Below are 13,425 nucleotides of genomic sequence, written 5' to 3' on the forward strand. Positions count from 1 at the left end.
CGGTCAGGTCGGTCGTGAAGCGCTTCAGCGCCTCCTGCTTGCCCATCGCGGCCGGCGCGATCGCCTCGCTGGCCTCGCCCGGCGCGCCGCCGTCGCTCGCGGCCTGCGCATGCTCGGGCGAACTGGCGAGCAGCGAGCCGAAGCGGTCGATCAGGTCGTCGAGCTTGATGCGCTCGAACTGCTTGCTGATCGCCAGCAGCGCGTTGCGCAGCGACGGCGTCTTCAGCGCGCCCACCAGCAGGTAGCCGGTGCGCACCTGGCGGTCGCCGAACATCAGCGAGCCGTAGACCCAGCCGCGCTCGACGGCGTTCTCGACGATGCTCGACAGGTCGGTCACCGAGGTGGCGCCGCGCGGCAGCCGGTCGAGCGACTGCGTCAGGTCGGCCACCAGCTGCGCGCCGTCGAGCTCGTAGTGCTTGACGATGCGGTGCAGGTCGCTGTCGTTGCCGTTCAGGATCTGGTAGATCCAGTGCTGCAGTTCGACGTACGGGTTGCCGCGCAGCTTGCAGAACACCGTGGCGCCTTCGATGGCCTTGTAGGCGATCGGGTTGAGCTTGCCGAAGAGGGCGGTGCGACTGATTTCAGCCATGGTCGTTCCTTGGGTCCCTAGGTGGAGGAATGWGAGCCCGTCGCGTGCATCTGCGCCGGGTTCAGGAGGAGTTCGCCGCGGTCGGGGTGCGGCGTCTTGCGGCCGAGCCAGCTGGTCAGGCCGAGCGCGGCAGGAGACGCGCCCGACAGCCCGAGTGCCGGTACCGCGCTGCCCTGCAGGATCAGCCGCAGGTCCCACAGCATCTCGAAGCCGAGCAGCTGGCGCATCCAGTCGCGCAGCTCGATCAGCGAGCGCTGGCCGGGCAGGAACTGGCGGTACTGCGCGAGCGTCAGCGGGCCGATGTGCAGGCGCAGCTTGTACTGGCGGTCCCAGACCTTGCTGCCGGCCACCGCCGAGACGCCGAGTGCCGCGCCCAGGTTGCCGCGGCCGCCGAGGCGGGTGCGGTCTTCGGGGCGCAGCGGCAGCCAGTGGCCGACGTGCGATTCCACGCGGATCGGCACCGCGAAGTACTGGCGCAGCACCTTGACGATCGATTCCGGCCGGCGCGTCGCGCTCGCCAGGTGGCCGCTCGCGAAGCGCTTCGCGGCATCGGGCACGGCATCGGCGCCGCGCAGCGCGGCCGGCGCCTGGCCGAACAGCGCGCCGACCCACTTGGCGAACTGGTCGTCGCTCGCGCGGTCGGCCTGCACCGCGGGCTGCGACTGCGACCAGGCGCGGTAGAACAGCAGCAGCATGCGGTGGTGGAACATGTCGGCGAAGCGCGCGAAGGTGGCGTCGCCGTGGTTGCGCAGCCGGTCGCGCGCGTGCTCGGTGTAGTGCAGCGGCAGCGGCCCCATCGGCCCGAACAGCCCGAAGAAGCGCACGCCCAGGCGCGGCACGCTGCGCTCGCCGGCCTCGAACGACATCACGCCGGCCGGCGCGAAATCGAGCTCCGGGTCCTGCCCCAGGCGCACCGGCTCGGCCCCGGGCCGCAGCGCCGAGCCGAGCCGCGGCGATTGCGGCCACAGCGCGTCGATCTGGCGCAGCACCGCGAAGAAGTCGTGCGCCCACGGCTGCCGCGCGATCTCGTCGAACAGCCGCGTGCGGCGTTCGTGCAGCACCTTCGGATCCTGGGGCGGGGGCGGCGTCGCGCTCACAGCATCGCCTTCGAACCGATGCGCGGCGGCGCGCGCAGGATCTCGCCGCGCGTCGCCGAGCGGACGATGGTCTCCGAGAAGCTGTTGGCCGACGCATGCCGCGCGTAGAAGTGCTCCAGCACGCAACCGAGCAGGAAGGCACTCGACCCCTGGAAGCCGAGTTCGTCGACCGTGGTCGTCACCTCGACGCCGCAGCCGAAGGTCAGCGGTCCGGGGAAGGGCAGGCGGCGCACCACCGCGCGCGCCTCCACCGCCTGGATGCCCTCGACCTGCTTGCTCCAGCTCACGTCCTGCTCCGGCCCGTGCAGCGCCATCAGGCTGCGCAGCGCCGACCCGGCGCGGCGCGGGTCCTCGCCGGCGATGCTCAGGTAGTTCAGCGTCAAGAGGCTGACGAGCGACCAGCCGATGTCCCCGCGCGCGATGCGCTGCACCGGCCGCGACGGGCCGCGCAGCGTCTCGATGCGGCCGGCCGGCCCGGCGACGTCGAGCGTCCAGGTGCTGGCTGAGCCGGGCAGCAGCGTCGGCAGGTCGCGGTTGGTGACGAGCGCAGTCAGCGAGACTTGGCGGATGTCCTCGCGGTACGGCGCATTGCGCGGATCGACCAGCGACAGGAACACCTCCTGGCCGATGTAGGCCGAGCGCGGCCCTTCGAGGCGCTGGCGGCTCGACAGCAGCCGCGGTTCGCGCCGCAGCGTGTAGAACGCGCCGTGGTTGCGCGATTCCTCGTGGAAGGTGGCGTACAGCGGCAGGAAGCGCTGCTCGGCGACCTGCCCGGTGCCGAAGCCGGTGACGTTCTCGATCGTGTGGACCTCGTAGTCCATCGGCCGCGTGCGGTCGGGTACCGCATGGTGTTCCCAGCTGCCCGGGCCGAGCTGGATGCGGTCGAGCCGCTTCGGGAACAGGTTGATCGCCGGCGTGCAGTACAGCGCGAGGCTGTTGGCATCGACCAGCGATTCGAGCGCCGGTTCGCCGCGACCGAACAGCAGCACGATCTCGCACTCGCTGCTGTCGACGCGCGCCAGCCGCCGCGCCAGGTCGGTGACCGAGAAGAACAGGAAGCGCTGCGGCAGCGCCGCGTACTCCTGCAGCAGGCGGTGCCCGCTGAAGCCGCGCAGCGTCTCGGGCAGCAGCGCCTGCTCGTCGTCGTAGCCGACGGCCTCGACCGACGCGGCGTCGGCATAGCCCTGGCTCGGCGAGCGCGAGGCACCGCCCTGCACCCAGCTCGCGAGGCTCGCGCCCAGCACCAGCTCGTGCAGCCGGAACGCCACGTCGTCGCCGGCGCTGATGTAGAAATCCAGGCGTTCCATCGGCAACTGGCTGAACTTCAGCCCGGCGCTCGCCTTCAGCCGGATGCGCAGGCCGCCGCGCACCTGGCGGGCCGGCGGCAGGTGCGCGATCGGCAGGTCGGGCGCGTGGGTGAAGTACTGCACCGTGTCGATCTCGACCGGCCACAGCGTCACGTCGTGCGCGGTGCGGAACTCGCAGCGCGTRTTCTGGCCGCGCACCGTCTCGCTGTGCAGCGCGCTGCCGCGCTTGACGGTGAAGCCGCGCGCGAGGTTCGGGTCCAGCGGGTCGGGCCGCATGCGCGCGATCATCGTCGACGGCATCGGCGACAGGAAGCCGGGGTACACGGTCTCGAGCAGGTGCTGGATCAGCCGCGGGTGCTCGGCGTCGATCTTCAGCTGCACGCGCGCGGCGAGGAAGGCGAAGCCCTCCAGCAGGCGCTCGACATACGGGTCGGTGACCTCGACGCCGTCCATCGACAGGCGGGCGGCGATCTTCGGGAATTCCTTCGCGAACTCGGCGCCGACCTCCTTCAGGTGGCCGAGTTCGTCGTTGTACAGGCGAAGCAGGTTCGGATCCATCGAGGGCGGGCCGTTCAGGTCTTGCGTTTCAGGGAGCCGCTGGCGGCGTCGCGCACCTCGATCTGGCCGGCTTCCAGGTCGACCTGGGTGCGCAGCAGCAGCTCCAGCGGCACCGGCTGGGCCCACATGAAGCCGCGGATCTCGAACTCGATGACGTTGTGCGTGTCGAGCACGCTGGACGGCTCGATCGCCTTCACCTCGAGCGAGTCCTCCATCACGCGCGGCTCGAAGCGCAGGATGGCCTGCTTGATCGTGCGTTCGAGCAGCGGGATGTCGATGCGCGACGCGAGCTGGCCCGACATCGGCGGCAGCCCGAAGTTGATGACCGATTCGCCGGCCAGCGGGTATAGCTCCGCCAGCCGCGGCATCGGCTTGACGGCGTTCAGCAGCCACGACAGGTCGCGCAGCACCGCCTCGCGGATCTGCGCCTTGTTCATCACGCGCGACTCGTCCGACTCGACGCGCGAATGCGGGTTGAGGTCGGTCAGGCGGTCGAGCAGGACCGGCTGAAGGCGATCGCGGACCTCATGGGTGGCCATGGTCGTCGGTCAGGCCGCGGCGTCCGGCGTCGGCTCGTCATCGGGCACCGGCAGCGGCTCCAGCGTGATCTCGCGCACCGCCAGCAGGTCGGAATCGTGCTCGCCGAGCGCCAGCACGCGCTGGCCGATGCCGCGGAAGTGCTCGTCGTTCAATGCCTGCCATTCGGTGCGGCGCGACAGCTGCGCCAGCGCATCGCCCTCGGTCGCGGTGCCGGGGTAGCGGGTCGGGATCAGCGCGACCGACTGGCCGCCGTTGGTGAATTCGAGCTGTGCGGCGCTCCATACCATGTCGCGCAGGTCGACGGGTTCCTCGATCGTGATCTTCGTCAGCGCGCTGAACGGCACCCAGCAGTAGCGGCCGTTGATCAGCGCCTCGAGCACCGGGCCGAGCCGCGAATCGGCATCGGCGATCCAGTCGAACGGCTGGCCGTTCAGCGTGCCCGGCGTCGGCGGCGCGGCCTCGAAGGCATCGGCGCGCAGCTTGGCGGCCAGCGCCGCGTCGCCGCGCGCATCGGCCATCAGCGCCTCGACCAGCCAGGCCACCCAGGCCTGCGGCCGGCCGAACACCATCGGCGTGGTCTTGCCGGCGAACACCGCCTCGCGCAGCGTCTCGCACTTCAGCGCCTCGCGGTAGGTGTTGACCATCGGCAGCGTCGAGGCGTCGAGCTCGCCGCACACCTCCAGCTGCGTCATCGCGCGCGGCCACTGGCCGAGCACGCACAGCAGCTGGAACAGGAAGACGCGCAGCTTCGGGTCGGCCGGCTTGGCGCGCACGCCATCCTGCAGGCTCTTCAGCGCGGCATCGGTGCGGCCCTCTTTCAGGGCCTGTTCCGCAGCTTGGACGGGTGTCATTTCAAGCCGCCGTCACTTCGTTTTCGAAGGTGTTGACGCCCTTGGCGGCGCCGGCGAGGTCCTGCGAGCGGTACTCGACCTTCACCTTGAAGAAGGCGATGCGGAACTCCTCGACCAGTTCCGGCGCGCCGTCGGTCTCGTTGCGCAGCCGGTGCGACAGGATGCGCGCCTTCTCGACGGTGATCGTCAGGTACGCGATCGACGCGGCGCCGCCGGCCTTGTGCACCGACAGCGTCGCCTTCTTGATGAGTTCATTGCTGCGCAGGGCCGACATCAGGCCGGTGCTGGCCGAGTCGACGCGCTTGCGCACGATCAGCTCCTGCATCGTCGTGCGGGCGGTCGCGCTGCCGAAGGCCGTCGCATTGCCGTCCAGGCCCCAGCTCCAACCGATGACCTCGATCTCGTCGGTGTGGTTGGTGTCGCGCGATTCGCCCTTGATCGGGCCCTGCGCCGCGCCTTCGACCTTCAGGTACATGTCGGACTTGCCCATGGTCTTTCCTTGCTGGCGTTATTCGAATGGGGGTGAGCGACGAAAAGTCACGCAAACGGGATCGCCACGAAACGGCCCGAAGGCCGATCCGTGGCGCACGCAGGAAGCCTGCGGCCGGTCAGCTGACCAAGTTCTTCTCTTTGTCGATGCCGACGGTGCTGGTGGAACCCTTGCCGCCGGTGTCCGACTGCGTGGTGTATTCCATCTTGAACTTCGCGAAGTTCAGGCTGATGTTTTCCGTCAGCCGGTCTTCGCCACCGCTGCCGCCGGTGGACAGCGACGACACGATGACGCTGTCGAGCGTGATCTTGATGTACTCGAGCGGCTTGTCGCCGGCCTTGCGCACGGTCAGCACGGCCTGCTTGATGTGCGTGCCCTTGAAGCTGGCCATCGCCAGTGCGGTCGACGACGCGTCGACGTACTTGGTCAGCGACAGGTCCTGGATGCTGACCTTGCCCGAACCGCCGCCGGCGCCGTTGCCGAACGAGGCAGTCTGGGCGCAGCCCCAGTTCCATGCCAGGACGTCGATCTCGTCCTTGTGCGAGCTGTCCTTCGACTCGCCCTTGATGTCACCGATCTTGATGAACATGTCTACAGCCATGATGCTTCTCCTTCAACTAAGTTGACCCGCTTGTGGGATGCCGGGGAGGGGTGCCACGACGTCTGGGTATTCCGTCGTGCGCCCGGCGTTTCTGTTTCGTTCCCGGCAAGCTGAACCTCCCGGGCTGCGATGCGCGTGGCGCGCCGTGGGAGGTTCCACGCCGGCCACGCTTTCCTGCTCCTGGTCAGGCCACCTTCTGCGAGGGCAGCTTCGACACCAGGCGCAGAGACACTGTCAAACCTTCCAGCTGGTAGTGGGGGCGCAGGAAGAACTTCGAGCTGTAGTAGCCCGGGTTGCCCTCGACGTCTTCCACCACCACCTCGGCGGCCGCCAGCGGGCGGCGCGCCTTGGTGTCTTCCGACGAGTGGGCGGGATCCCCGTCCACGTAGTTCATGATCCAGTCCTGCAGCCAGCGCTGCACCTCGTCGCGCTCCTTGAACGAGCCCACCTTGTCGCGCACGATGCACTTCAGGTAGTGCGCGAAGCGGCAGGTCGCGAACAGGTACGGCAGGCGTGCCGCCAGGTTGGCGTTGGCCGAGGCGTCCGGGTCGTCGTACTCGGCCGGCTTCTGCAGCGACTGCGCGCCGATGAAGGCCGCGAAGTCGGAGTTCTTGCGGTGCACCAGCGGCATGAAGCCGTTGCGCGCGAGCTCGGCCTCGCGCCGGTCGCTGATCGCGATCTCGGTCGGGCACTTCATGTCGACGCCGCCGTCATCGGTCGGGAAGGTGTGCGTGGGCAGGCCCTCGACCGCGCCGCCGGATTCGATGCCGCGGATGCGGGAGCACCAGCCATATTGCTTGAAAGAACGATTGATGTTGACCGCCATCGCGTACGCCKAGTTCGCCCAGGTGTACTTGGTGTGGTCGGCGCTGCCGGTGTCTTCCTCGAAGTTGAACGCCTCGACCGGGTTGGTTTTCGCGCCGTACGGGATGCGCGCCAGGAAGCGCGGCATCGCGAGGCCGATGTAGCGGGCGTCGTCCGATTCGCGCAGCGAGCGCCATGCGGCGTACTCCGGCGTCGTGAAGATCTTGCTCAGGTCGCGCGGGTTCGCCAGCTCCTGCCACGAGCCCATCTGCATCAGGCTCGGGTCGGCGGCGGCGATGAACGGGGTGTGGGCCGAGGCCGACACCTTGGCCATCTCGCCCAGCAGCTCGACGTCGGGCGGGGTCTGGCCGAAGTAGTAGTCGCCGACCAGGCAGCCGAACGGCTCGCCGCCGAACTGGCCGAATTCTTCTTCATAGACGCGCTTGAAGATCGGGCTCTGGTCCCAGGCCGTGCCCTTGTAGCGCTTGAGCGTCTTGCCGAGCTCGTTCTTGCTGATGTTCATCACGCGGATCTTCAGCTGCTCGTCGGTCTCGGTGTTGTTGACGAGGTGGTGCAGCCCGCGCCACGCGCTTTCCAGCTGCTGGAAATCGGGGTGGTGCATGATCAGGTTGATCTGCTCGCTGAGCTTCTTGTCGAGCTCGGCGATCATCGCCTCGATCGAGTTGACGACATCGTTGCCGATCAGCTTGGTCTGCGACAGCGCCTGCTGCGCGAGCGTGAGGATCGCGGTCTCGACCGCGGATTTCGCCTCTTCGCTCTTCGGCTTGAATTCCTTGTTCAGCAGGCTCGCGAAATCGCCGCCCTGGAATTCGACGCCCTGCAGCGCGGAGGATTGGTTCTGTGCTTCTGCCATGTCTTTCTCCTGTGTCGCTGCGCGCTTACTCGGCCTTCGGCTCGTCGGCCTTCTTGGCCCCGGCCAGGCTGTTCAGCAGTGCCGGGTCGGCCATCACCTTGGCCAGCAGTTCCTCGGCGCCGCTCTTGCCGTCCATGTAGGTGATCAGGTTGGACAGCTGCTGGCGCGCCTCGAGCAGCTTGCGCAGCGCGTCGTTGTTGCGCGCCACGGCAGCCGGCGAGAAGTCGTCCATGCTGTTGAAGGTGAGGTCGACGCTGACGTTGCCCTCGCCGGTCAGCGTGTTGGGCACCTGGAACGCGACGCGCGGCTTCATCGACTTCATGCGGCTGTCGAAGTTGTCGACATCGAACTCGAGGAACTTGCGGTCGGCCACCGGCGCGAGCGGGTCGGCCGGCTTGCCCGACAGGTCGGACAGCACGCCCATCACGAAGGGCAGCTGCACCTTCTTCTCGGCGCCGTAGAGCTCCACGTCGTATTCGATCTGGACGCGCGGCGCGCGGTTGCGGGCGATGAATTTCTGACTGCTGGTGGCCATGGTGGACTCCTCTGGGGCGGGTTCGGTTTACTGGTCGGGACTGCCGGCGATGCGTTCGACCTGGCCGAGGCCGTCGGACGCGAGGTCGCGGATGATGTCCATGAAATTCTTGCCCATCAGCCGCTGTGCGCGGCGGATCAGCAGCGGCGCCGGGTTGCTGGGTTCGTTGCGTTCGATCCATTCGCAGACACGGTCGAGCGTGCGGCTCACGTCTTCGCGGCTGCGCAGCGCGCCGACCGCGACGGCGCTGCCGCCCGTGGCGGCCGCAGCGCCATCGCCGCCGGCCGCATCTGCCGATCCGGCGGCGGCTTCRCCCTCGGCGGCCACGGCCTGCGCCGCAGCGCTCGCCAGGCATTGCGCGAGCACCCGCAGCGGGCGCAGCTCGGGGCCCTGGCTGCCGCCGACCTTGTCGATCAGCACCGCTTCGATGCGGGCCATCTCGTCGCCGGTCTGCTGCAGYGCGGCCAGCGTGCCGGGGGTCTGCGCCTCGGCGGCCTTCAGGGCCTGCTGCACGCCTTCGGGGCTGGGCACGGATTCGCTGCTGCCGGGCTGGGCCTTGCCGGCGGCGAGTTCGATCTGGCGCACGGTCAGCTGCGAGCGGCCGCCGCCCACCGGGGCGTGGCGCAGGTCGGCCAGGCCGAACGTGGGGTCGACCAGCGGCGCCAGCGCATTCAGGCGCATCGTCGGGTCGTTGTTGTCGTCGGCGTCGAGCAGCGGGTAGGCATGCTCCCAGTGGCGTTCCAGCAGGCCGGCGATCAGCGCCAACGCGCCCGCATAGGCCGTCACGCCGTGCTGGCGGGCGCCGGCGCGGGCCAGCAGCACGGCCACGCGCAGGTCGCGGGTGCGTTCGGCCAGCGCCCGGGCCTGCTCGAAGACGGCGCGCCAGTCGGGTTGTTCGGCCGGGATCACGGTGTCGCCGAACTGCTGCTCGGGCTTGCCGCGCGAGGCTTCTTCCAGTGCGAGGAATGCCGGGTCGTACTCCAGGTCCGGCCCGCACGGCGCGTCGTCGGAGAGCGGCGACAGCAGTTCTTCGACGGGGAGGGCGTTCATGGAGGTGCGGGACGGCAGACAGTGACGATGGGGTGCACTCTAGAAAGGAGGGCAGCCCTCCACATCTGCCGAAAGTCACTTCTTCACGTTCCGGCCCCGTTCATACCCCGTTCGGGCCCCTTCATGCCCCCGCGTCCAGGGGGTTGGCGTCGAACCGGACCGACACCTCCAGCCCCGGTTCGGCCGCGCGGATCTGCAGCGCGCTGCCGTGCGCCTGCGCGACCAGCCGGCACAGGTACAGCCCGAGGCCGACGCCGCCGGTGGCGCGCTGGCGCGAGCGGTCGAGCCGGTAGAAGGCCTGGCTGAGCTGCGCCAGCTGCTCCGGCGGCACGCCGGGGCCGTTGTCGCGCACCGCGAGCGTCACGCTGCCGTCATCCCCGAGCCGGGTGGTGACGACCGGCGGCCGCGGCGCGTCGGCCGCGTGGCGCAGCGCGTTGTCGACCGCGTTGCGCAGCAGCAGCCGCAGCCGCATGCGGTCGAGCGCCAGCATCGGCAGCCCCGGCGCCAGCTGCTGCCCGACCGCCTGGCCCGCGAAATGTGTCGCCAGCGTGTCGGCGACCAGCGCATTCAGGTCGGTCGGCTCGCGCTGCAGCGCGGCATGGCCGGACGCCAGGCGCTCGCTCTCCAGCAGGTCGCTGACCAGGTCGCGCATCTCGGCTAGGTCGCGCAGTAGCGCGGTGCGCTCCGGGCTGTCGTCGACCAGCTCGGCATTCACCCGCGCCCGCGTCAGCGGCGAGCGCAGCTCGTGGCTGATGGACAGCAGCAGGCCGCGCTTGGCGTCGAGCATCGCGCGGATCTCGGTGGCCATCGTGTTGACCTGGCGGGCCAGCTCGCCGAGCTCGTCGTCGCGCCGCACCGGGATCGGCTCGTCGAACTCGCCGCGCCCGAAGCGGATCGCGCCGGCGCGGATGTCGTCGAGCGGGCGCATCAGCCGCCGCACATGGGAGAACGCCAGCCAGGTGATCACCAGCAGCAGCGTCAGCGTGCCCCAGCCGACCCACTTCGGGTGCGAGGCCGGGCCGGGCGGCGCGAGGCCGAACACCAGCCGGTGGCCGTCGGCCAGCGTGCGGATGTGCACCATGCCTTCCGGGTTGCCGGGCGACGGGATGCGCTGCCACGGGGCCGAGCGCTGCGGGTGCGAATCCCACTGCACCTGCGGCCCGTCGATGTGCAGCGAGATCGGCAGCCGCGCGACCAGCGCCTTGGCGCGCTCGATGTCGGGGGGCGTGCCGATGTCGGCGGCCAGCAGCGTGACGTAGTCGGACAGCAGCGGCCGGCCCCAGCCCTGCCAGCCCAGGCGCACCACCTCCTTCATGCCGACCAGGAAGATCACGGTGGTGCCGATGGCCAGCAGCAGGAACAGCCGCACCAGCTTCCATTTCAGCGAGTGCTTCACACGCTGGCGGGCCTGGTGCCAGGGCCGGGACCAGCGGTTCACGGGGCGCGGTTCCCGGTGCGGCCGGCCGCGAAGCGGTAGCCCGCATTGCGCAGCGTCTTGATGCAGTCCAGCGGTTCGAGCTTCTTGCGCAACCGGCTCACGAGGATGTCGACCGCGCGGGTGACGAGGTCGTCGGCGGACTGGCCGCGCAGCTGCTCGAGGATCTCCTCGCGCGAGAACACCTTGCCCGGCATCTTCGCCAGCAGCGCGAGCAGCTCGAACTCCATGCTGGTCAGCTCGACGGCCAGGCCGTCGCGGCGCGCCTCGCGGCGTTCGAGGTCGATCTGCAGGCCGTCGAACGACAGCACGGTCGCGACGCCCAGGCGCAGCGAGACCGGCCGCGTGCGGCGCAGGATGGCCTGCAGCCGCACCAGCAGCTCGCGCGGCTCGAAGGGCTTGGGCAGGTAGTCGTCGGCACCGAGCTCGATGCCGACCACGCGGTCCATGACGTCGCCGCGCGCGGTGAGCATCAGGATCGGCACGTCGCTGAAGCGGCGGATCTCGCGGCACAGCTGGAAGCCGTCCATCTCGGGCAGCATCACGTCGAGGATCGCGAGGTCGTAGCCGTCGCCGCGCAGCAGCCGCAGGCCCTCGCTCGGCCGCGTGGCGGCATCGAGGTCGAGGTCGAAGCGGCTGAAATACGCGCGCAGCGGCGGCGCCAGGTGCGCGTCGTCGTCGATCAGCAGGATGCGGGGCATGGCGCGGATTGTCGTAGCCCGGATGCCAATCCGGGACGGTGCTTCAACTCCACGGCCCGTGGCGTTGCTGGAGGAAATCCCGCACCTGCCGCTGCTGCTCCGGCCGCAGGCTGTCGTAGAAATCGCCGACTGCCGCCACCAGCTTCGGGCTGCCGTCGCGCACGCTCGCGAGCTTGCTGTTGATCAGGTCCTGCGCATGCCAGCGGTCGAAGGTGCCGTCGCCCATCAGCGAGCGGAACTCCGCGCGCGGGTCGGCGTTGCCGCGCAGCGCCTGGCGCTGCTGCTGCAGCGTGTCGATCAGCACGCCCAGGCGGGCCTGCTGCGCGGCGTCGAGGTCGAGCCGGCGTGCCGCATGCTCGATCGCGCGGGCCTTGAAGCGGGCGACATCGGCCTCGCTCATCGATTCCCAGCGGCCGARGCCGTGCGGGTGCTGCGACCAGGCGGCGAAGCCGCCGAACAGGGCCGAGGCGCCGAAGACGCCGATCAGGGTGCGTTTGAGCCAGGGGCGCATGAAGATTCCTCCTGCAGGTCGTGGTGTGAACATGGCCTGCATCGTCGTCGCTGCCGCGCCCGGCGTGTTATCGCGGCGGTATCGCCGTGTATCGTTTCTTTTCAGCGCACCGTGAACACGTAGCGCAGCGCCTGCTCGAAACGCTCGCCCGGCCGCAGCACGCAGCCCGGCCACTCCGGGTGGTTCGGCGTGTCGGGCGAGTACTGCGGCTCGAGCGCGAAGCCGGCGTGCTGCGCATACGTGGCACCGGCCACGCGGGTCGGCGTGCCGGGCAGGTAGTTGCCGCTGTAGACCTGCAGCGCCGGAAGCCGCGTGTGCAGCGCGAGCGCCACCCGGCCATCGCCCGCCACCACCTCGGCGGCCGGCGTGCGGCCGTCGGCGCAGCCGGCATCGAGCCAGTACGAGTGGTCGTAGCCGCGCGTCAGCTTCTGCTGCTCGTCGTGCATCAGCGCCTCGCCGATCGGGCGCGGTGTGCGGAAGTCGAAGGCGGTGCCGGCCACGTCGCGCCGCTCGCCGGTCGGGATCGATCCGGCGTCGACCGGCAGGAACTGCTGCGCCGCGATGCGCAGCCGGTGCGCGCGGATGTCGCCATCGGGTGCATCGCCGTCGAGGTTGAAGTACGCGTGGTTGGTCAGGTTGACCGGGCACGGCGCGCTGACGGTGGCGGCGAGCTCGACCAGCACGCTCAGGTCGTCGCCGAGCCGGTAGCGCACCGTCGTCTCCATGCGGCCGGGGTAGCCCTGGTCGCCGTCTTCGCTGACGAGCGACAGCACCAGTTCGGTCGGCGCGTGCGAGACCAGCGTCCACAGCCGCTTGTCGAAACCGACCGGCCCGCCGTGCAACTGGTTGACGCCTTCGTTCGCGGCCACCTTGACCTCGCGCCCGTCGAGCGGAAAGCGCGCACCGCCGATGCGGTTGGCATAGCGGCCGATGGTGGCACCGAGGTAGCCGGTCTGGCGGCGGTAGTCGTCCAGGCGGGCGCAGCCCAGCAGCACCTCGCGCGGCGCGGCGCCGGGCAGCGGCACGCTGCAGGACACCCAGGTGGCGCCGTGGTCCATCACCTGGATGGACAGGCCGGCGGCGTTGCTCAGCGTGAAGACGGCGGTGTCGAGGGCAAGGGATTGGCTCATGGTGTAGGCGAAGGACTGCAGCGAAATCAGCCCGCCAGTGTGCCTCGGGTCGAGGCCCCTCTGCTAACGTCCACGGATGCACGCCTTCCACCTCCTGCTGCTGGCGAGCGGGCTGTTGATGTTCGTCAGCCTGCTCGCGGGGGTGTTCTCGGCGCGGCTCGRCCTGTCGTTCCTGCTGGTGTTCCTCGCCGCGGGCATGCTGATCGGCGTCGACGGCCCGGGCGGCCTGCGCTTCGACGACACGCAGATGACGGCCTGGGTCGGCAATGCCGCGCTGGCGGTGATCCTGCTCGAAGGCGGCATCAGCACGCCGATGGCCAGCGTGCGCGCCGGCCTGAAGCCTGCCCTGTGG

General features: G+C 69.8%; 13 protein-coding genes and 2 pseudogenes. 1 reads left to right on the forward strand and 14 read right to left on the reverse strand.

The window, feature by feature from the left end:
* The 14 genes and pseudogenes from AC1D15_RS06130 to AC1D15_RS06195 form a co-directional block, all read right to left on the reverse strand.
* Positions 1 to 589, reverse strand: a pseudogene (locus AC1D15_RS06130) (type VI secretion system ATPase TssH); the annotation flags it as partial.
* A 17-nt stretch (positions 590 to 606) separates the two neighbouring features.
* Positions 607 to 1,650 (reverse strand): type VI secretion system baseplate subunit TssG, encoded by a 1,044-nt coding sequence (gene tssG / locus AC1D15_RS06135; protein ID WP_465113839.1) that lies wholly within the window; start codon positions 1,648 to 1,650, stop codon positions 607 to 609.
* A gap of 32 nt (positions 1,651 to 1,682) precedes the next feature.
* On the reverse strand, positions 1,683 to 3,551 hold the full coding sequence (gene tssF, locus AC1D15_RS06140) for a type VI secretion system baseplate subunit TssF (RefSeq protein WP_477825308.1): 1,869 nt from the start codon (positions 3,549 to 3,551) through the stop codon (positions 1,683 to 1,685).
* A 14-nt stretch (positions 3,552 to 3,565) separates the two neighbouring features.
* A complete protein-coding gene (gene tssE / locus AC1D15_RS06145) occupies positions 3,566 to 4,090 on the reverse strand; it encodes a type VI secretion system baseplate subunit TssE (RefSeq protein ID WP_477825309.1) in 525 nt (174 codons plus the stop codon).
* 9 nt (positions 4,091 to 4,099) lie between these two features.
* Complete coding sequence (locus AC1D15_RS06150) at positions 4,100 to 4,942, reverse strand: type VI secretion system accessory protein TagJ (protein ID WP_052211474.1); 843 nt, start codon at positions 4,940 to 4,942, stop codon at positions 4,100 to 4,102.
* A 1-nt stretch (position 4,943) separates the two neighbouring features.
* Positions 4,944 to 5,432: an Hcp family type VI secretion system effector gene (locus tag AC1D15_RS06155; RefSeq protein WP_047503164.1), complete on the reverse strand. Its 489-nt coding sequence runs from the start codon at positions 5,430 to 5,432 to the stop codon at positions 4,944 to 4,946.
* A gap of 118 nt (positions 5,433 to 5,550) precedes the next feature.
* Positions 5,551 to 6,033, reverse strand: coding sequence for an Hcp family type VI secretion system effector (locus AC1D15_RS06160; RefSeq protein ID WP_047503163.1), 483 nt, complete (start codon positions 6,031 to 6,033; stop codon positions 5,551 to 5,553).
* A 184-nt stretch (positions 6,034 to 6,217) separates the two neighbouring features.
* The gene (gene tssC / locus AC1D15_RS06165) at positions 6,218 to 7,711 is read right to left on the reverse strand and encodes a type VI secretion system contractile sheath large subunit (protein WP_477825310.1); all 1,494 of its coding nucleotides are present in this window, start codon (positions 7,709 to 7,711) and stop codon (positions 6,218 to 6,220) included.
* 25 nt (positions 7,712 to 7,736) lie between these two features.
* A complete protein-coding gene (tssB, locus tag AC1D15_RS06170) occupies positions 7,737 to 8,246 on the reverse strand; it encodes a type VI secretion system contractile sheath small subunit (RefSeq protein WP_047503160.1) in 510 nt (169 codons plus the stop codon).
* Between the two features lie 27 nt (positions 8,247 to 8,273).
* The gene (tssA, locus tag AC1D15_RS06175) at positions 8,274 to 9,296 is read right to left on the reverse strand and encodes a type VI secretion system protein TssA (RefSeq protein WP_465113833.1); all 1,023 of its coding nucleotides are present in this window, start codon (positions 9,294 to 9,296) and stop codon (positions 8,274 to 8,276) included.
* A 121-nt stretch (positions 9,297 to 9,417) separates the two neighbouring features.
* Positions 9,418 to 10,734 carry a sensor histidine kinase gene (locus AC1D15_RS06180; RefSeq protein ID WP_477825311.1) on the reverse strand — a complete coding sequence of 439 codons (1,317 nt, stop codon included), beginning with the start codon at positions 10,732 to 10,734 and terminating at the stop codon, positions 9,418 to 9,420.
* A complete protein-coding gene (locus tag AC1D15_RS06185) occupies positions 10,731 to 11,432 on the reverse strand; it encodes a response regulator transcription factor (protein ID WP_047503156.1) in 702 nt (233 codons plus the stop codon). The genes AC1D15_RS06180 and AC1D15_RS06185 overlap by 4 nt, the downstream gene beginning before the upstream one ends.
* A gap of 43 nt (positions 11,433 to 11,475) precedes the next feature.
* Positions 11,476 to 11,943, reverse strand: a complete 468-nt coding sequence (locus AC1D15_RS06190; protein WP_477825312.1) for a Spy/CpxP family protein refolding chaperone — start codon at positions 11,941 to 11,943, stop codon at positions 11,476 to 11,478.
* Between the two features lie 101 nt (positions 11,944 to 12,044).
* Entirely contained in the window at positions 12,045 to 13,073 is a 1,029-nt protein-coding gene (locus AC1D15_RS06195) for a galactose-1-epimerase (protein WP_477825313.1), read from the reverse strand.
* A gap of 76 nt (positions 13,074 to 13,149) precedes the next feature.
* Between AC1D15_RS06195 and AC1D15_RS06200 the strand changes: the two are divergent.
* Positions 13,150 to 13,425 (forward strand): annotated as a pseudogene (locus AC1D15_RS06200) (potassium/proton antiporter); the annotation flags it as partial.

The sequence above is a fragment of the Rhizobacter sp. P2_H2 genome (genome assembly GCF_056403375.1).

Bases quoted from the DNA above. Each gene is read 5' to 3' on its own strand.
- AC1D15_RS06195 (WP_477825313.1), bottom strand. From the start codon at position 13,073: ATGAGCCAATCCCTTGCCCTCGACACCGCCGTCTTCACGCTGAGCAAC.
- tssB (WP_047503160.1), bottom strand. From the start codon at position 8,246: ATGGCCACCAGCAGTCAGAAATTCATCGCCCGCAACCGCGCGCCGCGC.
- AC1D15_RS06185 (WP_047503156.1), bottom strand. From the start codon at position 11,432: ATGCCCCGCATCCTGCTGATCGACGACGACGCGCACCTGGCGCCGCCG.
- tssE (WP_477825309.1), bottom strand. From the start codon at position 4,090: ATGGCCACCCATGAGGTCCGCGATCGCCTTCAGCCGGTCCTGCTCGAC.
- AC1D15_RS06150 (WP_052211474.1), bottom strand. From the start codon at position 4,942: ATGACACCCGTCCAAGCTGCGGAACAGGCCCTGAAAGAGGGCCGCACC.
- AC1D15_RS06155 (WP_047503164.1), bottom strand. From the start codon at position 5,432: ATGGGCAAGTCCGACATGTACCTGAAGGTCGAAGGCGCGGCGCAGGGC.
- AC1D15_RS06160 (WP_047503163.1), bottom strand. From the start codon at position 6,033: ATGGCTGTAGACATGTTCATCAAGATCGGTGACATCAAGGGCGAGTCG.